This is a genomic window from Ruegeria denitrificans, assembly GCF_001458295.1.
In the GTDB taxonomy this organism is placed as follows: domain Bacteria; phylum Pseudomonadota; class Alphaproteobacteria; order Rhodobacterales; family Rhodobacteraceae; genus Ruegeria; species Ruegeria denitrificans.
On the sequence record NZ_CYUD01000008.1, the window covers coordinates 146,069 to 168,298 of the forward strand.

The 22,230-nt window shown below is 58.3% G+C and carries 20 protein-coding genes; 10 read left to right on the top strand and 10 right to left on the bottom strand.

Annotated elements, in window-relative coordinates:
* Window positions 1–78: 78 nt before the first annotated feature.
* Window positions 79–1,968: a propionate-CoA ligase PrpE gene (gene prpE, locus RUE5091_RS13545; protein WP_058282454.1), complete on the bottom strand. Its 1,890-nt coding sequence runs from the start codon at window positions 1,966–1,968 to the stop codon at window positions 79–81.
* Window positions 1,969–2,236: 268 nt separating this feature from the next.
* The gene (locus tag RUE5091_RS13550; protein ID WP_058282455.1) at window positions 2,237–4,510 is read right to left on the bottom strand and encodes an NADP-dependent malic enzyme; all 2,274 of its coding nucleotides are present in this window, start codon (window positions 4,508–4,510) and stop codon (window positions 2,237–2,239) included.
* Window positions 4,511–4,690: 180 nt separating this feature from the next.
* Here RUE5091_RS13550 and RUE5091_RS13555 point away from each other — a divergent pair, with 180 nt between their 5' ends.
* The 7 genes from RUE5091_RS13555 to upp all read left to right on the top strand — a co-directional run bounded on the left by RUE5091_RS13555 (window position 4,691) and on the right by upp (window position 11,084).
* Window positions 4,691–5,389: a hypothetical protein gene (locus tag RUE5091_RS13555; RefSeq protein ID WP_058282456.1), complete on the top strand. Its 699-nt coding sequence runs from the start codon at window positions 4,691–4,693 to the stop codon at window positions 5,387–5,389.
* Window positions 5,358–6,455 carry a cupin domain-containing protein gene (locus RUE5091_RS13560; protein WP_058282457.1) on the top strand — a complete coding sequence of 366 codons (1,098 nt, stop codon included), beginning with the start codon at window positions 5,358–5,360 and terminating at the stop codon, window positions 6,453–6,455. Before RUE5091_RS13555 ends, RUE5091_RS13560 begins: the two co-directional genes overlap by 32 nt.
* A 104-nt stretch (window positions 6,456–6,559) precedes the next feature.
* Window positions 6,560–6,952, top strand: a complete 393-nt coding sequence (locus RUE5091_RS13565) for a cytidine deaminase (protein ID WP_058282567.1) — start codon at window positions 6,560–6,562, stop codon at window positions 6,950–6,952.
* Window positions 6,953–6,956: 4 nt separating this feature from the next.
* Complete coding sequence (locus RUE5091_RS13570; RefSeq protein WP_058282458.1) at window positions 6,957–8,264, top strand: thymidine phosphorylase; 1,308 nt, start codon at window positions 6,957–6,959, stop codon at window positions 8,262–8,264.
* Window positions 8,261–9,472 carry a phosphopentomutase gene (locus RUE5091_RS13575; RefSeq protein ID WP_058282459.1) on the top strand — a complete coding sequence of 404 codons (1,212 nt, stop codon included), beginning with the start codon at window positions 8,261–8,263 and terminating at the stop codon, window positions 9,470–9,472. Before RUE5091_RS13570 ends, RUE5091_RS13575 begins: the two co-directional genes overlap by 4 nt.
* Window positions 9,469–10,455, top strand: coding sequence for an adenosine deaminase (locus RUE5091_RS13580; protein ID WP_058282460.1), 987 nt, complete (start codon window positions 9,469–9,471; stop codon window positions 10,453–10,455). Before RUE5091_RS13575 ends, RUE5091_RS13580 begins: the two co-directional genes overlap by 4 nt.
* A complete protein-coding gene (gene upp, locus RUE5091_RS13585) occupies window positions 10,452–11,084 on the top strand; it encodes a uracil phosphoribosyltransferase (RefSeq protein ID WP_058282461.1) in 633 nt (210 codons plus the stop codon). Before RUE5091_RS13580 ends, upp begins: the two co-directional genes overlap by 4 nt.
* Before the next feature lies 1 nt (window position 11,085).
* Here upp and RUE5091_RS13590 read toward each other — a convergent pair whose 3' ends face one another.
* A complete protein-coding gene (locus tag RUE5091_RS13590) occupies window positions 11,086–12,102 on the bottom strand; it encodes a hypothetical protein (RefSeq protein ID WP_058282462.1) in 1,017 nt (338 codons plus the stop codon).
* 150 nt (window positions 12,103–12,252) lie between these two features.
* Here RUE5091_RS13590 and RUE5091_RS13595 point away from each other — a divergent pair, with 150 nt between their 5' ends.
* The 3 genes from RUE5091_RS13595 (at window position 12,253) to RUE5091_RS13605 (ending at window position 14,770) form a co-directional block, all read left to right on the top strand.
* On the top strand, window positions 12,253–13,179 hold the full coding sequence (locus RUE5091_RS13595) for a DMT family transporter (protein ID WP_058282463.1): 927 nt from the start codon (window positions 12,253–12,255) through the stop codon (window positions 13,177–13,179).
* Window positions 13,176–13,838, top strand: a complete 663-nt coding sequence (locus RUE5091_RS13600) for a sulfotransferase family 2 domain-containing protein (protein WP_058282464.1) — start codon at window positions 13,176–13,178, stop codon at window positions 13,836–13,838. The genes RUE5091_RS13595 and RUE5091_RS13600 overlap by 4 nt, the downstream gene beginning before the upstream one ends.
* Window positions 13,839–13,987: 149 nt before the next feature.
* Window positions 13,988–14,770, top strand: a complete 783-nt coding sequence (locus RUE5091_RS13605) for a Hint domain-containing protein (RefSeq protein WP_243470785.1) — start codon at window positions 13,988–13,990, stop codon at window positions 14,768–14,770.
* A 67-nt stretch (window positions 14,771–14,837) separates the two neighbouring features.
* On the opposite strand, the gene RUE5091_RS13610 is transcribed toward RUE5091_RS13605, so the two are convergent.
* The 7 genes from RUE5091_RS13610 to RUE5091_RS13640 form a co-directional block, all read right to left on the bottom strand.
* Window positions 14,838–17,039, bottom strand: a complete 2,202-nt coding sequence (locus RUE5091_RS13610) for a 3-hydroxyacyl-CoA dehydrogenase NAD-binding domain-containing protein (protein ID WP_058282465.1) — start codon at window positions 17,037–17,039, stop codon at window positions 14,838–14,840.
* Window positions 17,032–17,520, bottom strand: coding sequence for a cupin domain-containing protein (locus tag RUE5091_RS13615; RefSeq protein ID WP_058282466.1), 489 nt, complete (start codon window positions 17,518–17,520; stop codon window positions 17,032–17,034). The genes RUE5091_RS13610 and RUE5091_RS13615 overlap by 8 nt, the downstream gene beginning before the upstream one ends.
* On the bottom strand, window positions 17,520–18,731 hold the full coding sequence (locus RUE5091_RS13620) for an acetyl-CoA C-acetyltransferase (RefSeq protein ID WP_058282467.1): 1,212 nt from the start codon (window positions 18,729–18,731) through the stop codon (window positions 17,520–17,522). The genes RUE5091_RS13615 and RUE5091_RS13620 overlap by 1 nt, the downstream gene beginning before the upstream one ends.
* 11 nt (window positions 18,732–18,742) lie before the next feature.
* Window positions 18,743–19,381 carry a glutathione S-transferase family protein gene (locus RUE5091_RS13625; RefSeq protein WP_058282569.1) on the bottom strand — a complete coding sequence of 213 codons (639 nt, stop codon included), beginning with the start codon at window positions 19,379–19,381 and terminating at the stop codon, window positions 18,743–18,745.
* Window positions 19,382–19,512: 131 nt separating this feature from the next.
* The gene (locus tag RUE5091_RS13630; protein WP_058282468.1) at window positions 19,513–19,725 is read right to left on the bottom strand and encodes a hypothetical protein; all 213 of its coding nucleotides are present in this window, start codon (window positions 19,723–19,725) and stop codon (window positions 19,513–19,515) included.
* Between the two features lie 55 nt (window positions 19,726–19,780).
* Complete coding sequence (locus tag RUE5091_RS13635) at window positions 19,781–21,562, bottom strand: acyl-CoA dehydrogenase C-terminal domain-containing protein (protein ID WP_058282469.1); 1,782 nt, start codon at window positions 21,560–21,562, stop codon at window positions 19,781–19,783.
* Window positions 21,563–21,608: 46 nt separating this feature from the next.
* The gene (locus RUE5091_RS13640; protein WP_058282470.1) at window positions 21,609–22,010 is read right to left on the bottom strand and encodes a MerR family transcriptional regulator; all 402 of its coding nucleotides are present in this window, start codon (window positions 22,008–22,010) and stop codon (window positions 21,609–21,611) included.
* Between the last annotated feature and the right edge of the window lie 220 nt (window positions 22,011–22,230).

A 22,230-nucleotide genomic window follows, 5' to 3' on the forward strand; every position in this document is an offset into this window, starting at 1 on the left:
GAGCAGACAGTAGGGGCGTTGTGTCCGGTTGCAAGGGAAAGCCGAATGGCGGGCGACCAATGGCCGCCCGAAGCCTGACTATTGCGCGAACCCGATGGATTTCAGCGCCACAGTGATTTCGTCCAGAATGGCCGGATCATCAATGGTTGCTGGCATTTTGTAGTCTTTGCTGTCGGCTATCGACACCATTGTCCCGCGCAGGATTTTACCCGACCGGGTCTTGGGCAGGCGATCCACCACAACGGCCTGTTTGAACGCTGCCACCGGGCCGATCTTTTCGCGCACCAGCTTGACCACATCCTGCACGACCTCACCGTGGTCACGGTCGCAACCCGCGTTCAGGCACAGGAAGCCCACTGGCATTTGACCCTTGAGCTGATCCGACACGCCGATCACGGCGCATTCGGCAACGTCGGGGTGGGCGGCCAGAACTTCTTCCATCCCGCCAGTGGATAGACGGTGACCAGCCACGTTGATCACGTCATCGGTGCGCGCCATGATGTAGAGGTATCCGTCCTCATCAATCATGCCCGCATCGCCCGTCTCGTAGTAGCCGGGGAACTGATTGAGGTACGAGCTTTTGAACCGCTCTTCCGCATTCCACAGGGTCGGCAGCGTACCCGGAGGCAGCGGTAGCTTCACCGCAATTGCCCCCAGTTCGCCGGGCTTCATCGGATGGCCGCCTTCGTCCAGAATCTGCACGTCATAGCCCGGCATCGGCTTGGCAGGAGACCCTAGCTTGACCGGCAATTCCTCGATCCCCAGCGGGTTGCCTGCAATGGTCCAGCCGGTTTCAGTTTGCCACCAATGGTCGATCACCGGTACTTTCAGTGCGTCCTGCGCCCACACGATTGTATCAGGGTCGGCGCGTTCACCGGCCAAAAACAGGGCGCGCAGGTTTGACAGGTCGTATTTCGCCATCAACTCGCCCGAGGGATCCTCGCGTTTGACGGCGCGGATGGCGGTAGGGGCGGTGAAGAAACTTTTGACCTTATGTTCGGAAATTACTCGCCAGAACGTGCCTGCATCGGGGGTGCCAACTGGCTTGCCTTCGAACACAATCGTGGTGTTGCCGTGGATCAGCGGTGCATAGCAGATGTAGGAATGCCCCACGACCCAACCCACATCCGACGCCGCCCAGAAGACGTCACCGGGGTCGACATCATAGATGTTCTTCATTGTCCAGTTCAGCGCCACCAAATGACCGGCGGTGGGGCGTACCACGCCCTTGGGTGCACCGGTGGTACCGGAAGTATAGAGGATATAGGCCGGATCGTTGCCATCAACCGGCACACATTCCGCCGGTTCGACCCCGTATTGGAACCCATGCCAGTTAAAGTCGCGACCTTCGATAAGTTGGGCGACTTCCTGTTCGCGCTGGAAGATCACACAGAACTCGGGCTTGTGGCTGGCTAGGTCAATTGCACCGTCCAGCAAGGGTTTGTAGTGGACCACGCGGCCCGGCTCCATTCCACAGGACGCGGCGATGATTGCCTTGGGTTTGGCATCGTCGATCCGCACTGCCAGTTCGTTGCTGGCGAAGCCGCCGAATACCACGGAATGGACGGCCCCCAAACGGGCGCAGGCCAGCATAGCCTCAAGAGCTTCGGGAATCATCGGCATGTAGATGATGACCCGGTCACCCTTTTCGATACCCTTCGCCCGCAATGCCCCGGCCAAGGTGGCCACACGGTTGCGCAGCTCAACATAGGAAATCTCGCGCTTGGTGTGGGTGATCGGACTGTCATAGATAATGGCCGTTTGTTCTCCGCGGCCGTTTTCAACATGTCGGTCCACCGCATTCCAGCAGGTGTTGACCTTGGCGTCGCAGAACCATTCATAAAGCGGCGCGTTGTCGTCAAACAGAGCCTTGGTCGGAGCCTCTATCCAATCGATCCCCTTAGCGGCCTCCATCCAGAACCCTTCGGGATCGGTCTTCCAGCTTTCATACACATCCTGATAGGCCATGGCGTCCACTCCTCCATCACAGCTTTTGGAATGTGTTAGGCATCCCCAGCAAACCGGGCAAGCCATGCGGTTGACAGCGCGTCAGTTTATCGCAAAAAATTTGCAGAATTAGCTGAGATGAGCTGCAAATTTTTGCAAAGTAATTTCCTTGTATAAATTTACTGCCTTTCAGAGCACGGGTTTGCAAATCTGCAAATCCTGGCGTGCAAAGAATCATCAGAGACCGAAGCGACTCAGGCACCCTTGCGGGCGCCTGAGTTTCTTTCGGTTAGCCGTAATGGGCCACAGGTGTACCAGCAATGGCGGCCATGTTCAGCAATCCGCGGGCCGTAATGGACGGTGTTACGATATGCGCCTTGTTGCCCATCCCCATCAGGATCGGTCCAACCTCCAGCCCGTCAGCTTTCATCTTCAGAATATTGCGCACGCCGCTGGCCGCATCTGCATGGGCAAAGACCAAAACATTTGCCGGACCCTCCAGACGCGAATTCGGGAAAATCCGCGACCGCAGTTCCGGATCCAATGCCAAGTCGAGGTTCATCTCACCCTCATAGGTAAAGTCTCGCGGCTCGGCATCCAGGATTTCCATCGCGGCCCGCAAGCGTTTGCCTGAACCTTCGGCCTGATTGCCGAACTGCGATTGCGAACAGAATGCGATTTTGGGTTCGATCCCGAACCGGCGCACGTGGCGCGCGGCTCCGAGGGTGGATTCCGCCAACTCTTCGGGCGTTGGCAATTGCCGCACATGGGTATCGGTGATGAACAGGGGGCCGTCTTCAAGGATCATCAGTGATAGCGCGCCATGGGGGCGCAGATCACCATCAGCCAGAACCTGTTGCACATAGTTCAGATGCCAGCGGTACTCACCGAAGGTGCCGCAGATCATGCTTTCCGCCTCACCTCTGTGTACCATGATGGCGGCGATTGCGCTGTTGTTCGTGCGCATGATTGCCTTTGCCAGATCGGGCGTCACTCCGCGGCGTTGCATTATCTCATGATACGAATTCCAGTAGTCATAGTAACGAGGGTCGTCATGCGGGTTGACGATCTGGAAATCCTGACCCGGACGCACCGTCAGTCCCAGCCGTTCACAGCGCGTTTCGATCACTTCTGGGCGGCCGATCAGGATCGGAGTTTCGGTGGTCTCTTCCAAAATTGCCTGCGCGGCCCGTAGGACCCGCTCATCCTCACCCTCGGCAAAGACGATCCGGCGAGAGGCGACCGAGGCGGCCTCGAAAACCGGACGCATCAACAGGGCGGATTTGAACACGGTTTGGTTCAGGCGCTCTTTATACGCTTCCATGTCGGCGATCGGGCGTTTGGCCACGCCACTTTCCATCGCAGCTTTAGCAACGGCCGATGACACCACTCCCACTAGGCGGGGGTCAAATGGTTTTGGGATCAGGTAATCCGGCCCGAATGTCAGTTGCTCGCCCTTATAAGCCGCTGCAGCTTCGGCGCTGGTAGTGGCGCGGGCCATTTCGGCGATGCCCTCCACACAGGCAATTTGCATCTCATCATTGATCTCGGTCGCGCCTACATCCAAGGCACCGCGGAAAATGAATGGGAAACACAAAACGTTGTTGACCTGATTGGGAAAGTCGCTGCGCCCGGTGGCGATGATGGCATCCGGGGCCACCTCGCGCGCGGCTTGCGGCAGGATTTCCGGCGTTGGGTTCGCCAATGCAAAAATGATCGGGCTCTTGGTCATTTTTTCAACCATTTCCGGCTTTAGGACGTCGGGGCCGCTGAGGCCGAGGAACAAGTCGGCGTCACCAATCACATCATCCAGAGTGCGCAGGTCGGATTTCTGCGCGAATTGATCCTTATGAGGGTTCATGTCTTCGGCACGGCCTTCATAGACCAATCCGTGAATGTCACACAGCCAGATATTTTCGCGCTTTACACCCAGTTTCACCAACATGCTGAGGCAGGCGATCCCCGCCGCTCCACCTCCGGTCGAGACAACCTTGATATCCTCAAATTTCTTTCCTGCAACGTGCAAGGCGTTTCTGGCCGCGGCGCCTACAACGATGGCGGTGCCGTGTTGATCGTCGTGAAAGACCGGAATGTTCATCCGCTCACGGCACAGCTTCTCGACGGTAAAGCAATCGGGTGCCTTGATGTCTTCCAGATTGATGGCGCCAAAGGTCGGTTCCAGGGCGCAGACGATGTCTGCCAGCTTTTCTGGGTCGGGCTGATCGACCTCAATGTCAAAACAGTCGATCCCGGCGAATTTCTTGAACAGAACGGCCTTGCCTTCCATCACAGGCTTGGACGCCAGCGCGCCGATATTCCCCAACCCCAGAACCGCTGTCCCGTTTGAGACGACCGCCACCAGATTGCCCCGTGCCGTATAACGTTCTGCATCAGCTGCGTTAGCCTTGATTTCAAGACAAGCCTCGGCCACCCCCGGAGAATACGCACGGGCCAGATCGCGGCCGTTTGCCATGGGTTTTGTCGCCTTGATCTCCAGCTTTCCGGGCTTTGGATGTTCGTGATAATCAAGCGCGGCCTGCCGCAGGCTGGGTGTGTCGGACATGGCGTCTCAGCTCCATTTTCAAATTTGATTTAGCCTTAAACTATTTTTTTCTGCTTGGCTACGTTGCACGACTTAATTCGGAACGCGGGGCTGTTGTGTCGCTATGGTTGCTTTCCGTGGCAAAAGACTTACACTCCCGCGACTTTCGAACACACCCCCTTCTGGACCGAGAATAACAGCATGCGCTCTAAAGAAAACGGCGAGGTCGGAAAGACCATATCGCTGAATGCCGGCAAGTTTGGAACTGAACATTTCGCGTTTCGCGCGGCCCTTGTTCTGGCCGTGGCAATATTGTGTGCGATTTCGGTGTGGCCGATGCAGGCCGAGGCGTTCAATCAGGAAGGCGGTCTGATCGAAACGGGTTCGGCTGCGGCGTTGCTGGTGGCTGGTATCGCCGCATTGGTACGGTATCGTGGAATCAGCCGGTTATACATCGGCGTGGTTTTGCTGCTGTTGGCGGAACGAGAGCTTGAGGCTGACATTTATGCCGTAGACAGTGTTCCGTACCTCATTCTGCACGGTATGGATGTTCTTCTGGATATGACGATTGTGCGCGTAATCCTGGCGGTGATCGTGCTGGGGGGAGTCGCCTGGCATGGGGTGCCAAATGGGTGGCGGGCACTAAAAGTACGGGCACCATTTCTGCTGGTGTTCTTTCTGGCGGGTATGTGTGCGGTCGTGGCGCAGGGTCTGGAAGAGGTTAGCAGCGCCTTGGGTGACGAGATGACGACCATCATGGCGACCCGTCTGTTCGTGCTGGAAGAAACGCTCGAGATGTTCTTTTCGATTGGCATTTTGGCTGCCGTTCTGATCGGATGGCCAAAATCCAAGCCCGATGGAACATCAGATGAGCAAATCACAAACTCGGATATGCGCTGAAATCCGCCTGCCCACACAGGAACTGCGCAACGACATCCCGTTTTATACCAAGGTTCTGGGAATGCGGATGGACATGATCTATCCCGCCGATGATCCGCGTACCGCCGTGTTTTCAGGTCATGGTCTGCGCGTGCGGATTGAAAAGGACGCGCCCGAAACCCCCGGTACGTTACGCATCCTGACGGACAATCCGGATGAATTCGCAGGTGGCCAGCGCAATTTGGTGGCCCCCAATGGTACTCGGGTCGAAGTTGATGAGTTAAACCCGCCGATGGTCATGCCGGAAACAGTGCATTCCTTCGTGGTGCGCAGGCTCAAGGATCAGGCCCCGTGGATCATTGGGCGGGCCGGGATGCACTATCGTGATCTGGTGCCAGACCGGTTGGGCGGATCGATCATCGCCAGCCATATCCGCATCCCGGACGGTGGGCCAGTGCCGGACATGGTGCATTTTCACAAGGTCGGTTTCCAACTGATCTTCTGCATCCATGGCTGGGTCGACGTGGTTTATGAGGATCAGGGCGACAAGATGCGCCTGACCGCGGGTGATTGCTTTATCCAGCCACCTGAAATCCGCCACCGCGTGCTTGAAGCCTCGGACAATGTGCAGGTAATCGAGATTGGTGTTCCGGCCGAACACGTCACCGAGATTGATCATGACATGAACCTGCCCACACCCCACTACCGCCCTGAACGGGAATGGCAGGGCCAACGGTTCGTCTTCAATCAGGCCGAAGGTGCCGAGTGGGGCCCGTTCCGTCTGCCGGGTTACGTCTGCCGCGACACCACGATTGCCGAAAACACCAAAGGCGTGGCCGGGGTGCAGGTTGTGCGTAAGGGGCAGGGCGATCCGGTCTGGGCCACCCATGACACCGATATCCACTTTACCTTTGTCATGGCGGGGGAGGTCACGCTTGAGGGCGAAGGCCGTGATCCCTACCGTCTGGAACAAGGCGACGCGTTTGTGATCCCGCCTGGCATGCGTACCCGACTGTCGGATCCATCCGAGGACGTGGAGCTGCTCGAAGTCACCTTGCCGGGCACGTTCAACACAACGCTGGGCTAAGAGGATTTTGGCCCAGAAATTTGCTGTCCGGGGCTTCAACTCCCCGGTCGGTTTCATTTAGGGTATGACTTTCTGACCAGATGATCAAAAATTGGGGAATCGCTATGACTTTGAAAGACGCAGCTCTGTCTGTCCGGGAAAAAGCTTATGCGCCCTATTCCAATTTTAAGGTTGGCGCGGCGATCCGTTCAGCATCGGGCGAGGTATTTGCGGGCTGTAACGTCGAAAACGTAGCTTACCCCGAAGGTACCTGCGCGGAAGCTGGCGCAATTGCCGCCATGGTCGCCGCGGGCGAACAAAGCCTGGCAGAAGTCTATGTGGTTGCGTCATCACCGCAGCCGGTGCCGCCCTGCGGGGGATGTCGCCAAAAACTGGCCGAATTCGGCAAGCGCGACGTTAAAGTGACCTTGGCCTGTGTCGACGGTGCCGAACTGGAAACCACCATCGGTGACCTTCTGCCGGGGGCATTTGACGCCTCGCACATGGCGGATGTCTGAGCTTATGGACGCCCGTTCGATCATTGCCAAGCTGCGCCGGGCGCAAGTGCCAACCAGCGGCGAATTGACTTGGTTCGCGCAGGGCCTTGCCGATGGTAGTGTCAGCGACGCGCAGGCCGGGGCCTTTGCCATGGCCGTCTGCATGGGAGGGCTGGGTGCGCAGGGCCGCGCCGATCTGACCGTGGCGATGCGAGACAGCGGCGATGTTCTAAGTTGGGATTTTGATGGCCCGGTGATCGACAAACACTCGACCGGAGGGGTGGGCGACAGCGTCAGTTTGGTGCTGGCCCCGGCACTGGCCGAGCTGGGGGCTTATGTCCCGATGATCTCAGGCCGTGGGTTGGGCCACACCGGTGGCACGTTGGACAAGCTAGAGGCCATACCGGGTGTCAGTACCCAGATCGGGCAGGACCGTCTAACCCAGATCCTGCGCGATACAGGTGCGGCCATTGTCGGTGCGACAGGACAGATCGCGCCTGCAGACAAGCGGCTCTATGCGATCCGCGACGTGACGGCGACGGTGGAAAGCCTGGACCTGATCACCGCGTCGATCTTGTCCAAGAAACTGGCGGCCAGCCCCCAGGCCTTGGTGCTGGACGTCAAGGTCGGCAGCGGCGCGTTCATGAAAACGCTGGAAGACGCCCGCAAGCTGGCGCAAGCGCTGACGGAAACCGCGAATGCGGCAGGATGCCGAACTTCGGCTGTGATTACTGACATGCACCAACCTTTGGCTCCGGCGTTGGGCAATGCGTTGGAGGTGGCCGAGGTGATGAATGTCCTGACCAACGCCCCTTACGCTCCATTGGCTGAAATTTCGACGGAACTGGGCGGGGTTTTGCTGGCAGATGCAGGTATGTTCGCTACAGCGGATGAGGGGCGCGACAAGGTCATGGATGTGATCCGCGATGGCCGTGCGGCAGAACGGTTCGGCCGTATGATGGCCGCCGTGGGCGGGCCGCTACAGTTTGTAGACAACTGGTCGCGTTACTTGCCCGAAGCAAGTGTGATCCTCGAAGTTCCGGCACCTGACGAAGGCTACATCACCGCAATTGACGGTGAGGCACTGGGTCTTGCCGTGGTCGCGCTGGGCGGTGGGCGGCAGGTCGAAGACGACGTTATCGACCCCGCTGTTGGTTTGTCGGGCATTGTCCGTCTGGGGGATAAAGTCGACAAGGGCACGCCCTTGGCCGTAGTCCACGCCGCCCGCGAAGATGCCGCGCGACAGGCCGCCGACACCGTGCTGCGGGCCATCACGATCGGCGCAGATACTACTAATCCCTCCACGCTTGTACATGAAAGAATCAGGCCATGACCCGTGCCTTTCTTGTGGTGATGGATTCGGTGGGTATCGGCGGCGCGCCCGATGCGGATCGCTTTTTTAACGGGGAAACCCCCGATACTGGTGCCAACACGCTGGCCCATATAGCTCAGGCCTGCGCCGCAGGCCGGGCAGAAGAGGGGCGCACCGGGCCATTGCACCTGCCCAATCTGGATGCGCTGGGGTTGGGGGCCGCGACGCGTCTGGCCTCGGGTGCAGAAAGGCCCGGGCTTGAGGCTACGCCATCAGGGCTATGGGGCTGCGCGCGCGAACATTCGCAGGGCAAGGACACGCCTTCAGGACATTGGGAACTGGCCGGGCTGCCTGTGCCATGGGATTGGCACTATTTCCCGGATACAACGCCGTCATTCCCGTCTGATTTAGCGCGTGCCGCCGCCGAGGCCGCCGAAACCGAGGGCATTCTGGGTGATTGTCACGCATCGGGCACAGCGATTATCGCCGAACTGGGGGCCGAGCACATGCGGACCGGCTGGCCGATCTGCTACACCTCGGCCGACAGCGTGTTCCAAATTGCGGCGCAAGAGGAAAGCTTTGGCCTCGAACGTTTACACGAGATGTGCAAGGCGCTTGCTCCGCGTCTTCATGAGATGAAAGTGGGTCGGGTCATCGCGCGGCCCTTTGTCGGATCGCCTGTGCAGGGGTTCACTCGCACGGCTAACCGCAAGGATTTCGCCATCCTGCCACCCGCGCCGGTGCTGACCAACTGGGTGCAGGACGCTGGACGGCGCGTGCATGCGGTGGGCAAGATCGGTGACATCTTCTCGATGCAGGGGATCGACACGTTGCGTAAGGGCTCTGATGCCGAGTTGATGGGGCATTTGTACGATCTGGTTGACGATGCCGAAGAGGGCAGCCTGACCTTCGCCAATTTCGTCGAGTTCGACAGCCTTTATGGCCACCGCCGCGACATCGGCGGCTATGCCCGCGCGCTTGAATGGTTCGACCGTGAGATTGGTGTGATCCTGCAAAAGCTGCGCCCGGGCGACCTGATGCTGCTGACCGCCGATCATGGCAATGATCCCAGTTGGATCGGCACGGACCACACGCGCGAACAAGTGCCTGTTCTGATCGCAGGGCAAGGTGCAGGCCAGATTGGTGCGATCAATTTCGCCGACGTCGCCGCCAGCATCGCGCATCACCTGAATATTCCGGCACAGGGGCCGGGGAAGAGTTTCCTATGACCGTCGCAGACCTGCCAAAGATCGAACTCCACCTGCATCACGAAGGCGCGGCCCCACCTGCCTTTATCCGCCAGCTGGCCCATGAAAAGCGTATAGACTTGAGCGGGATTTTCAAACCCGACGGCAGTTATGATTTCCGCGATTTCACCCATTTCCTCAGCGTCTACGAGTCCGCTTGCAAAGTGTTGAAAACGCCCGAGGATTTTCACCGCCTGACGTTGGCAATCCTCGAAGAAAGCGCGGCCAATGGCGTGGTCTATTCCGAGACCTTCCTGAGCCCCGACTTCTGCGGTGGCGGGGATCTGGCCGCCTGGCGTGACTATCTGAACGCCATTCAGGACGCCGCCGACGAGGCCGAGCGCAAGTTCGGCATTACCCTGCGCGGTGTCGTCACCTGCGTCCGGCATTTCGGACCGGAACAGGCGAAGATCAGCGCCCATTGCGCGGCAGAGACTGCCGGAGATTGGATCACCGGGTTTGGTATGGGCGGCAACGAATCTGTCGGTGCTCAGAGCGACTACCAATGGGCCTTTGATTGCGCGCGCGAGGCTGGGTTGCGCCTGACCACCCATGCGGGAGAGTTTGGTGGCCCCGAAAGTGTACGCGATGCTATCCGCGATCTGGGGGTCGAGAGGGTTGGCCACGGTGTCCGTGCCATCGAAGACCCGGACCTGATCCGCGAGCTGGTGGACCGCGAAGTCACTCTCGAGGTCTGCCCCGGATCGAATGTGGTTCTGGGCTTGTTTCCCAATTTCGACGCCCATCCGATCGCGAAACTGCGCGATGCGGGCGTTAAAGTCACCGTTTCCACGGATGACCCGCCGTTTTTCCATACCACCATGCGGCGTGAATATGAGATGCTGAGCAAAGCCTTCGGCTGGGAAGCCGAAGATTTCGCCGCCCTGAATGACACGGCCCTTGCGGCCGCCTTTTGCGATGAAGACACCCGCGCGCGGGTCAAGAAAAGACTGGAGAGATCATGAGCGAACACCTGACCGTCGTTGAACATCCGCTGGTGCAGCACAAGCTGACGCTCATGCGGGACAAGGGCACATCCACCGCCGTCTTCCGCCAGTTGCTGCGCGAGATTACGTTGCTGCTGGCCTATGAAGTCACGCGCGAGTTGAAGCTGACCACCCGCCACATCGAAACCCCGATGGAGGAGATGGACGCCCCCATTCTGGCCGGCAAGAAATTGGCGCTGGTGTCCATCTTGCGTGCGGGTAACGGAATGCTGGACGGGGTTTTGGAACTGATCCCCTCGGCCCGCGTGGGCTTTGTCGGTCTCTACCGAGATGAGGAAACGCTGAAACCGGTACAGTATTACTTCAAGGCCCCCGAAGGGTTGAAGGATCGTCTGGTCATTGCCGTTGATCCGATGCTGGCCACAGGCAACAGCTCGGCCGCAGCGATTGATCTGCTAAAAGAGGCTGGGGCAACAGATATCCGTTTCCTCTGCCTGCTGGCCGCACCAGAGGGCGTGGAGCGTATGAGAGAGGCTCACCCGGACGTCAAAATCGTTACTGCCGCACTGGACCGCGAGTTGAACTCTAAAGGCTATATCATGCCCGGCCTCGGCGATGCGGGTGATCGGATGTTTGGCACCAAGTAAGCTATTCGCCGCAGATATTTTGCAGTCGGACCCAATCGCGGTCCGGCAAAACCTGTTGCATGGGGCGACCCGCCATAGGGTCAGCCTCGATCAGGCCCAGTACCGTCTCACCGGTGACATCCACGGCATAGGCGTATGGTGTTGACGGCAGGGCGGCCTGCGCGAACACCTCTAACAAATCATCCTCGGGCAGGTTGGGGCGCGGTTCGGACAGAACCTGTTCGGTATAGGCGTCGATATTCGCGGGCGTCAGCTCACCGGTCGTCAGTAGACGGAATGCGGTTGTGACACCAGTGCGGTCCAACAGATCATCTAGCGGATCCTGCGCCTGCGTTCGGGCGCGTTCAGCGATGATGTAGCCTGCAGCGACCGAGGGGTCCTCGTGATCTTCGACCAATGCCCGGTTCAGCATAACGATCCCGCCCGGCAGGCTAAGGCTGGTCTGTACCCCAGCGGGTAGAATGACGATTTTCCGCACGCCGGTGCGTGCAGCCAGTTGATCCAGCGCCGCCTGCGCATCCTCAGGCGTACAGGCTCGCCCCGAGACCCGCTCGATCCGTTGCAGGATCGTATTTCCGATATCTTCACGTTTAATGTCGGGCACGACTGAAACAACGTGGTTCTGCAAAGCTGACGGCATCCACAAAAGTAACAGCGCGGCAACGGCGGCGACTACTCCAGCAACACTGAACCAGCGCAACCGGCCAGGATGCGGCCGGGCCCGGTCAATCGCACGCTGCAGGCGGTCGATGGCCTCGATCATCGTGGTCTCGGTCTCTTCCAGCTCCAGCGTTTCGTCCGGATCGCCGTCCGGGTTGAACAAAGCTGGAAATACACCCGGATTCTGACGGACCAGCGCAGCCAGCGACCAATGGGTCAGCGCTTGTTCGTTGAAGTCCGAGATCGTCAGCGTGGCCTCACCAATCGATACCACCACCTCGCGCCGTTGCACATCGGGCGAGGGACGCCACAGACCGGTGGCTTCGATCCGCTGGTACTGTTTAAGTGCTGTCTTCAAAATGAGGTTTGCTCGTACTTATTTTGCCTCAGCTTAGCATGGTAAAATCCAAAGGCGCAAACCTGTTGCACGCCGATTTGTAAATGTGCTGTATATCGCGATGCGCGGCAAATCAGTGTGTCACGCACCACTTTGCAACCGGGGTGCAGAATGCAGGCAGATACTCAGACCTCACCGGTTTTGGCCGCGGTGCTGATGGTCAGCTCGATGGCGATCATCGGCGTGATCGACAATGTCGTGATCCTGTTATCCGACACGATAGGCCTGTGGCAGTTTCATCTGAGTCGCGCCCTGCTGATGCTTCCGCTGATCGCTGGCCTGTCGCTGTTGGGCATGGGCAGTTTGCGCCCGCAGCGATTGGGGCCGGTCATATTACGTAGTGTGCTGATCACGCTGGCAATGTTGTTCTATTTTGCTTCATTGGCGCTAATGCCGATCGCGCAAGCGCTGGCGGGTCTGTTTACGTCACCGATTTTCGTGCTGTTGATCTCGGCCCTGGCGATGGGGAAGAGGATTGGCCCGTGGCGCATTCTGGCAGTTGTGGTTGGGTTTTCAGGCGCTCTGTGCGTGCTACAGCTCAACCCTTATGACTTTGATGCCAAGACGCTGCTACCTGTCGCCGGAGGGCTTTTCTATGCCCTTAGCGCCGTTGTCACCCGTAGTCACTGCGCGCAGGAAAGCACTGTGGCGCTGTTGGCAGCTATGGTCACAACGCTTGGTTTGGCCGGGGCAATCGGGCTGGCCGTATTTTCTTTTGTGCCGCATTCCTTCCCCGACGGGTTCGTGACACGGGGCATGGTGTGGCAGATGCAACCCGCGCTGCTCTGGATTGTCATACAGGCGGTCGGCTCAACAATCGCGGTATTCATGTTGATCAAGTCCTATCAGATCGGTGAGCCTTCCTATGTGGCAGTGTTCGAGTACTCGGTGATGATCTTCGGCCCGCTATTTGCCTGGGTGGCGCTGGGCCAGACAATTGGCGTCATGCAGATCTCGGGGATCGGGCTGATCACGGCGGCGGGGGCGTTGCTGGGCTGGCGGTCAAAACGCGCCGCGGCACTGGGAGAGACCGTGTGATCATCTCGCCCGGACGCGGCTATGTGTTCGTTCACATCCCCAAAACGGGTGGCACATCCTTGGCGCAGGCGCTGGAAGAGCGGGCGATGAAGGATGACATCCTGATCGGAGATACGCCCAAAGCTGTACGGCGCCGCAAAAGGGTTAAGGCGCTGACGGGCAGGGGGCGCTTGTGGAAGCATTCGACCCTCGCCGATATCGACGGGGCGCTGTCGATTGAAGATTTGCGGTCGATGACCACTTTCACCCTGGTACGCAATCCGTGGGACCGGATCGTCAGCTATTATTGCTGGTTGCGTGTTCAGAGTTTTGAACATCCGGCAGTTTCACTGGCAAAGGCACTGACCTTTGATCAGTTCGTCTTGCACCCCGACACGGAGCGGTCATTCAGACGCTATCCGGCAGGGCGCTATATGACCCGCGCAGATGGGGTTGAACAATGTCAGTTCTATATCCGGCTGGAACAGTTCGATCAGGACGCGGCCCCTTTATTTGATCATCTGGGGTTTCACCTGACCTTATCCCGGCTCAATCGATCCCAGCGGTCGGGGGATTATCGCGGGTATTATTCGGACCGGACGGTCGAGGCAGTCGCCAAAGCTTGTGCCGAGGACATCACTAGATTCGGCTATGCATTTGATGCGATTGACAACTCATAGTTTCCAATTCGAGTCCAATTTAATTGATTTTATCCCTGTTGTTTGACTTTTGAGCGTTTGCTTACCCTGAAATGGCCCAAATTGGGCCGCAATGTGTCAAAAATAAGTCGCCTCGCTTAATCCTGTGTTAATCCTCGAACGTAGTTGTAGTGAGTAAAAAGTGGGTTCGGTTCTTGTTGAAAGTAGACAGTGTAATTGATTTCGCAGAACGTTCTGAGTACCAGGGCATCGCAGAACCGCAGGCCGCGTTGAACGCACGCCGGGGCGGTCTGGTACATGGAACCAAGGTTGCAACCAAAGGCGGATGGAAGCTGGTAGAAGAGCTTCAGGTGGGCGACCTCATTCGTACATTGGACAATGGTTTCAAAGCGGTAAGCCGTATCGCGACGGATTGTATCACAGTGCCGCCCGATGAGACCAAGGCTGAAAGTATGCCGATCCGCATACCTTCACACGCGGCCTATAACGGACGCCCGGTCTGGTTGATGCCGGAACAAGGCGTGGCATTGGACAATACCAAGCTAAGTCATGACCCCATCACGCTGCCGGTCAGTTTACCTGTTGTCTCGGCCAGGTTGTTGAGCGGCATGTTCCGCATCACTTCGAAAGTGCCTGCGTCCTATTTCGACATCAGCACCCTGTTCTTCGATCAGGATGAAGTGATTTATATCGAAGGCGGCTTCCGGGCCTTCTGCCCGTCTGGGCGCTTTGGGTCAGGCAGTGCCGCAAGTGGCGCAAAATACGAAGTTGTAGCAGCCGAGGCCGCTTCGGATCTGATCTATCTGACTGGAAAACGTCGCGATGTTGCGGTGCTGGCAAATTCGTTGGGTGCACTGCCGGCACCGGTCTTTGATCACCCGATTGTACCGACCAGACCAGCCAGAGGCGCACGTCGTCCGGGGCGTCCGGGGCGGCCCGCAATGATGATCTGATGGGGAAGCTGTATCTGAGACTGAAAGCTAACGCTGGCGCATGGGGGGCATGCGCCAGCGTTTTCCTTTAGGCGGCTTTTGCTACGGGATTGAAGCGACCGTAGAAGGATTGACCCTTCTCGGCCATCTCACGCAGCAGCGGCGGGCAGGTGAAACGATCGCCATAGGCCTCGGCCATTTGATCACAACGCTCGGCCGCATAAGGCGTGCCGATGATGTCCAGCCAGCTGAGTGGACCGCCCGACCAAGGCGCAAAACCCCAACCCAGGATCGCGCCCACATCGCCTTCGCGGATATCTTCCAGAACACCTTCTTCCAGTGCGCGAACAGCTTCCAGTACCTGAGCGAACATCAGACGTTCCTGCACTTCGATCAGGTCAGGCTGGTCTTCCGCATGCGGGTATTTCTCTTGCAGGCCTTTCCAGTATTCGACGCGCTTGCCTTTGTCGTCATAGTCGAAGAAGCCGGCATTTGCCTTGCGGCCTAGACGCCCCTGTTCTTCCATCCAGAAGATCAGATCATCCGAGGGGCTTTCCGGATAGGCGTCGCCCATCGCCGCCTTGGTGGCGCGGGCGATCTTGGCCCCCAGATCAATCGAGGTCTCATCGGTCAGCTGGATTGGCCCCACTGGGAAACCCAGCTGACGCGCGGCGTTGTCGATCAGTACGGGGTTCACACCCTCAGCGATCATCCGAACACCTTCGTTGATGTAAGGAATGATGCAGCGGTTGGCATAGAAGAAGCGTGCATCGTTGACCACAATGGGCGTCTTCCTGATCTGGCGTACATAATCCAGCGCCTTGGCGACCGCGCGATCCCCGGTTTCCTTGCCCTTGATGATTTCGACCAGGAACATCTTTTCAACCGGTGAGAAGAAGTGGATACCGATGAACTGTTCAGGCCGCGAGGATGCTTTGGCCAGATCGGTGATCGGAAGGGTCGATGTATTCGAGGCAAAGATGCAATCCTCGGGGATGATCGCCTCGACCTTTTGGGTCATTTCGGCTTTGACGCCGGGGTCTTCGAACACGGCTTCGATGATCAGATCGCAGCCCTTCAGGTGATCAAGATCCGGGGTCGCGGTGATACGGCTCAACATGGCCTCTTTCTTTTCAGCCGTGACCTTGCCGCGCTTAATACCCTTGTCCAGATAGCTCTCGGTATAGGCTTTGCCCTTGTCAGCGGCTTCCTGATCGCGGTCGACCAGAACAACTTCCATACCAGCCTGTGCCGAAACCAGAGCGATACCGGCCCCCATCATGCCCGCGCCCAGCACACCGACTTTGCTAACGCGCTGATCGGGCACATCCTTAGGACGCACCGCGCCTTTTTCCAGCGCTTCCTTGTTCAGGAACAGCGACCGGATCATCGCCGACGAAGATGGATTCATCAAGATCGAGGTGAACCACCGCGCCTCGATCCGCAGGGCGGTGTCAAAATCAACGAGCGCGCCTTCGTAGATCGAACTCAGCAGCGCTTTGGCTGCCGGGAAAGCACCCTGGGTCTTGCCGTTCACCATGGCGTTGGCACCGACGAAGGTCATGAACCCAGCAGGGTGGTAGGGCGCACCGCCGGGCATCTTGTAACCCTTGGCATCCCACGGCTTGACCAGATCGGCGTCTTTTGCGTTCAGAACCCACTCTTTTGCAGCAGCTACCGGATCGTCCGCCACGGCGTCGATCAACTGCGCGCTTTTGGCTTTGGCCGGGTCCATCATCTTGCCTTCCAGCAGGACAGGGGCCGACGCCATCGCGCCAACCATGCGGCTAAAGCGCGTGGTGCCGCCGCCGCCGGGGAAGATGCCCAGCAAAATCTCGGGCAAACCGATCTTGGCCTTCGGGTTGCTGGTCATAACGCGGTGGTGACAGGCCAGCGCGATCTCGGTCCCGATCCCGGCGCAGGTGCCGTTGATGGCGCAGACAACCGGCTTGCCTCCTTTTTTGGTCTTAGGGTCCATGCCCGCCAGTTCCAGTTTACGCAGGATGTGGTGGCCGCCCATGACGAAATCAAACAGGGCTTGTGCCGGTTCGTCGCCTGCCTCCTCACGGATGGTGGCCAGCGTGCCCAGGTCCATGCCACCGGCAAATGAGCCTTCCTTGCCGCTGGTGATGACGATACCTTTGACCTCATCATCTTCCAACGCTTGATCGACCAGTGCACTGACCAGTTCGAATGCCTCGCGGGTCATGACGTTCATGGATTTGCCCTGGGCGTCCCAGGTGATGAAGGCGACGCCGTCCGCGTCTTTGGTCAGAGTGAAATCAGTCATTGTCATCTCCAATCTGGTCAGCCGTCAGCGGGCTGCCATCCTTGCGGGTGAAGGCGAAGCCGTTTTCGTCATCCTTCACCATCATGTCTATGTCGCTGTAATAGCCGGTCTCGGTCGGGGTCCGTGTGCCCACGACCAAAAAGGTCATGGGCGCATCGGTTTTGTTCACGAGGTGATGGCCATTGGCCTCACCTGCAGGCCAAGTGGCGCAATCGCCGGGCTGCAAGTCATGCTCGCCATCGTCGTCGATCAGCGTGCAACTGCCGCTGAGGATGATGGCAAACTCGTCCTGCTCCATGTGGTAGTGGCGCAGCGAGGACATGCCCTGCGGTTCCAGCCGCACGATGTTGACCCCGTATTGGGTCAACCCGCCCGCATCACCCACGCGCTGCACGAAACGACCAGCAGTCGCCTCGGCCAGCTTGCCGGGGTAGGATGAGCCGCCCTTGAATGGGATCTGAGAAAGGTCCAGCTTGGGCATCAGACGCGCTCGATAACGGTTGCCGCACCCATGCCGGATGCGATGCAGAGCGTGGCCAGACCGGTTTCCTTGTCCTGACGCTCAAGCTCATCCAGCAGCGTGCCGATGATCATCGCACCGGTCGCGCCCAGAGGGTGCCCCATCGCGATTGAGCCGCCGTTGGGATTGACCAGCGCCGGGTCGACATCAAACGCCTGTTGGAACCGCAACACGACCGAGGCGAAGGCTTCGTTCACTTCGAACAGGTCCAGATCGCTGATCTTCATGCCATTGTCGGCGAGGATCTTCTCGGTCACCGGAACTGGACCGGTCAGCATGATCGTCGGATCAGTGCCAATTTTAGCGGTTGCCTTGATGCGGGCACGCGGCTTGAGGCCGTATTTCTCACCGAATTCCTTGTTACCAATCAGTACAGCAGCCGCACCGTCCACGATGCCCGAGCTGTTGCCAGCATGGTGGATGTGGTTGATCCGCTCAAGATGCGGGTATTTGATCATCGCGACCTTATCGAAGCCCGGCATCTGCTCACCCATCATCGCGAACGAGGGGTTCAGCGCGCCAAGGCTCTGCATGTCGGTGCCGGGGCGCATGTATTCGTCGCGGTCCAGAATGGTCAGGCCGTTTTGATCCTTGATAGTGATGACCGACTTTTCGAACCGGTTGTCTTCCCAAGCGGCGGCTGCACGTTTCTGCGATTCAACCGCCAGAGCATCCGCATCGTCACGGCTGAACCCATACTCAGTGGCGATAATGTCGGCCGAGATACCCTGCGGCACGAAATAGGTGTCCATGGCCAACGTCGGGTCAACGGCAATCGCCGCACCGTCGCTGCCCATGGCGACACGCCCCATCATTTCTACGCCACCAGCGATATAAGCTTCACCTGCGCCGCCTTTGACTTGGTTTGCTGCCAGATTCACAGCCTCCATCCCGGAGGCACAAAAGCGGTTGATCGCCAGACCGGGGATCGACTGATCCAGATCCGAGGCCAAGACCGCTGAGCGGGCGAGACAGCCGCCTTGCTCCATCACCTGCGTGACGTTGCCCCAGATCACGTCCTCAACGGCGTGGCCTTCCAGATTGTTGCGTTCTTTCATCGCGTTCAGGGTCAAGGCGGACAGGCGCACCGAGGTCACCTCGTGCAGGCTGCCATCTTTGCGGCCTTTGCCGCGCGGGGTGCGCAGGGCGTCATAAATATAAGCTTCGGTCATGGGTCTTCTCCTCAAGCTCGATCCGACGGTTTGCCGGGCATCAGGTCATAGGGGTGTTTCCAACCCGGCTGTTCGCTAAGGCGCGTCAGCCAGGCGTCGATTTGGGGCCAGTCGGCACGGTCAAAGCCGAATGGTTCGGGGTAATACAGGTAACCGCAACAGCTGATATCGGCGTTGGTCATGCCATCACCTACGATCCAGTCACGGCCACTTAAATGGTCGTTCAAAACTTGATAGGCCGCCTTCAAGCGCCCTTGGTTAAAGGCGATGACATCCGGGTTGCGGTGCTTTTCGGGCAGGAAGTTGATCAGGAATCGGGTCAACCCAGCCATTGAGCTGAGTTTGTGATTGTCCCACAGAACCCAGCGGAAAATCTCGTAATTCTCGTCACGGTCTTTGCCGCCGAACTTACCCGATTTCTCGGTCACATAGGCCTGAATGGCACCGGATTGCGTGGTACGGAAATCGCCATCGATCAGCACGGGTGCTTCGCCCATCTCGTTGACGTCGGCACGATATTCTGGCGTGCGGGTCTCACCGTTGAAGAAATCGACAAAGACAGGCTCCCAGTCCAGCCCTGACATCTCAAGCGCCAGTGCGGCCTTGTAGGAATTCCCGCTCTCTCCGAAACAGTGAAGTTTTATGATCATGCGATCGCCCCTCCCAAGGCGCATGGTGCAGTGCCGCAAGCTGCGTATTTCGAGAAAGCCGAACCGGCATAACCGATATGGGGTTCGTCTTGCTGAAAACACGCACACCATCGTGGGTGTGAATGAAACTGTCAGCGCTTGCGCGCCTCAAGCTCGGTGTTGAATTCGCGAAGTTTGCGGGTCAGCTTGTCCTCATTGATAACGCTGTTGAAATTCTCGAACAGAAAGGACAGCGCCTCACCTTCGTCCAATCCGGCCTCGCGCGCGAAGCCGCGCAGCTTACGATAGCTGTCTTCGGTCATTGCGACCGGAAAGCGGCGGGTCAGGCGAAAACGTTTTGGCATTGTCTCTCCTTCGAAAGTCCGGCCTCGGGGGTAGGGCCCCAAGGCCGGATTAGTTTCAGAAGTTGGCAGCCTCTAGCGCCATGACCGTATCCGCGCCGGTCTGGATGCGCGCCAGATGCATGCCCGTGGCAGGCAGGCGGCGGGCCATGTAGAAGCGGCCGGTGTTGATCTTGGTCTCGTAGAACTCTTTGTCCGACGCACCACCATCCAGCGCGTCTTGCGCCGCCTTGGCCATCTGCGCCCACATCAGGCCCAAGCAGACATGGCCGAACATGTGCATAAAGTCATACGAACCAGACAGCGCGTTGTTGGGGTTCTTCATCCCTTCCTGCATAAAATACATGCCGGCAGCCTGAAGATCCTTGGACGCGGCCTTCAGCGGTTCGATGAACGCCTTATCATAAGCCTCATCTTTGCCGCCGTTTTCCTTGCAGAAGGATTTGACCATCTCGAAAAACGCCATGACGTGCTTGCCGCCGTCCTGCGCCAGCTTACGACCGACCAGGTCCAGCGCCTGAACGCCATTGGCGCCTTCATAGATCATCGCGATGCGGGCGTCGCGGGTGTATTGCGACATGCCCCATTCTTCGATGTAACCGTGGCCGCCATAGACCTGCTGCGCCTGAACGGTCATGTCGTAGCCTTCATCCGTCAGGAAGCCCTTGATAACCGGCGTCAGCAGCGAGATCAGCCCGTCCGCGTCCTTGTCACCTGAACGGTGCGCCTTGTCGATCATCGTCGCGCCCCAAAGGATGAACGCGCGGGCCCCTTCGGTGAAGCTTTTCTGATCCATCAAATTGCGGCGGATATCGGGATGAACGATCAGCGGATCGGCGGGACCGTCCGGGTTCTTCACCCCGGTGACATCACGACCCTGCAGGCGGTCCTTGGCGTATTCCAAGGCGTTCTGGAACGCGGCTTCGGCCTGAGACAGCCCTTGCATGCCCACACCCAGACGCGCTTCGTTCATCATTGTGAACATGGCACGCATGCCCTTGTGTTCCTCGCCCAGCAGCCAGCCGGTGGCTTCGTCATAGTTCATCACACAGGTCGAGTTGCCGTGGATGCCCATTTTCTCTTCGATTTTGCCGACCGAGACGCCGTTGCGCTCACCCAGTGACCCGTCTTCGTTCACGATGAACTTGGGCACGATAAAGAGAGAAACACCCTTGATCCCCTCGGGGCTGCCGGGGATTTTCGCCAGCACAAGGTGGATGATGTTGTCGGCCATGTCGTGATCGCCGGCCGAGATAAAGATTTTCTGGCCGGAAATCTTATAGCTGCCATCGCCCTGGGGTTCCGCTTTGGTGCGCATCAGGCCCAGATCGGTGCCGCAATGCGGTTCGGTCAGGTTCATGGTGCCAGTCCATTCGCAGCTGACCATGTTGGGCAGGTACTTGTTCTTCTGCTCGTCCGAACCATGCGCCAGAATGGCCGAGGCCGCGCCATGGGTCAGGCCCTGATACATCGTAAAGGCTTGGTTCGCGCCCGAGAACATCTCGCCCACAGCCGTGCCGATAACGTAAGGCATATTCTGGCCGCCATACTCTTCGGGCATGTCGAGGCCAGTCCAACCGCCTTCTTTCATCTGCTCGAAAGCGTCCTTGAAGCCCGTGGGCGTGTACACGATGCCATTTTCCAACCGGCATCCTTCGGTGTCACCCACCACGTTCAACGGATGAAGTACATTGGCTGCGACCTTGCCAGCCTCTTCCAGAACCGCACCGGTGAATTCGGATTCCAGTTCGCTGTACCCCGGAATATCCGAGTCTGAGATTTTCAGAACATCGTGCAGAATGAACTGAGTGTCTTTTGTTGGCGCGTTGTAGACGGGCATTTGAAGCTCCCTTAAATTCAGATGTCCGGGGATTGGGCCGCCAGAGTTACTCGGCGGCTTTGTTCTCGTTCTTCATCGAGGCGATGACTTTTTCGCCCCAGCGCAACTGCTCTTTCAGATCGTCAATGGCTTGCGTCAGTTCTTCGCGGCGGGCTTCCATATCCGCCAGACGTTCCCGCGCGATTTCAAACGTACGGGTCATCTGGGTCATTTGCTGGTCGCCGACATGGTACAGGTCCAGCAGTTGCCGGATCTCCTCCAAGCTAAAGCCAAAGCGCTTGCCGCGCAGGATCAGTTTAAGGCGCGCCCGGTCACGTTTGGTGAACAGACGTTTCTGGCCCTCGCGGATCGGAAACAAAAGTTCCTTGGCCTCGTAAAATCGCAATGTGCGCGGCGTGACGTCGTAGGCCTCGCACATTTCACGGATGGTCATCAGATCTTCGGTCATGGTTTCAGCACTCTTGTCACTGGCGTCTATCAAAGTCAGGTGCGCAGTTGATGCGCACGTTACAACACGTAGATGACGTTCACGTAATGCAAACGCTACGTCACTATGAAAGTTGACGTGGCATCCTCTCGCGTCAAGGTGCGGATAACGCCCAATTGAAGACATTACGTAACGGAATTTCGCCGAGAGGAGCGGGCTGCCATCTAGCGCCCAACATCAG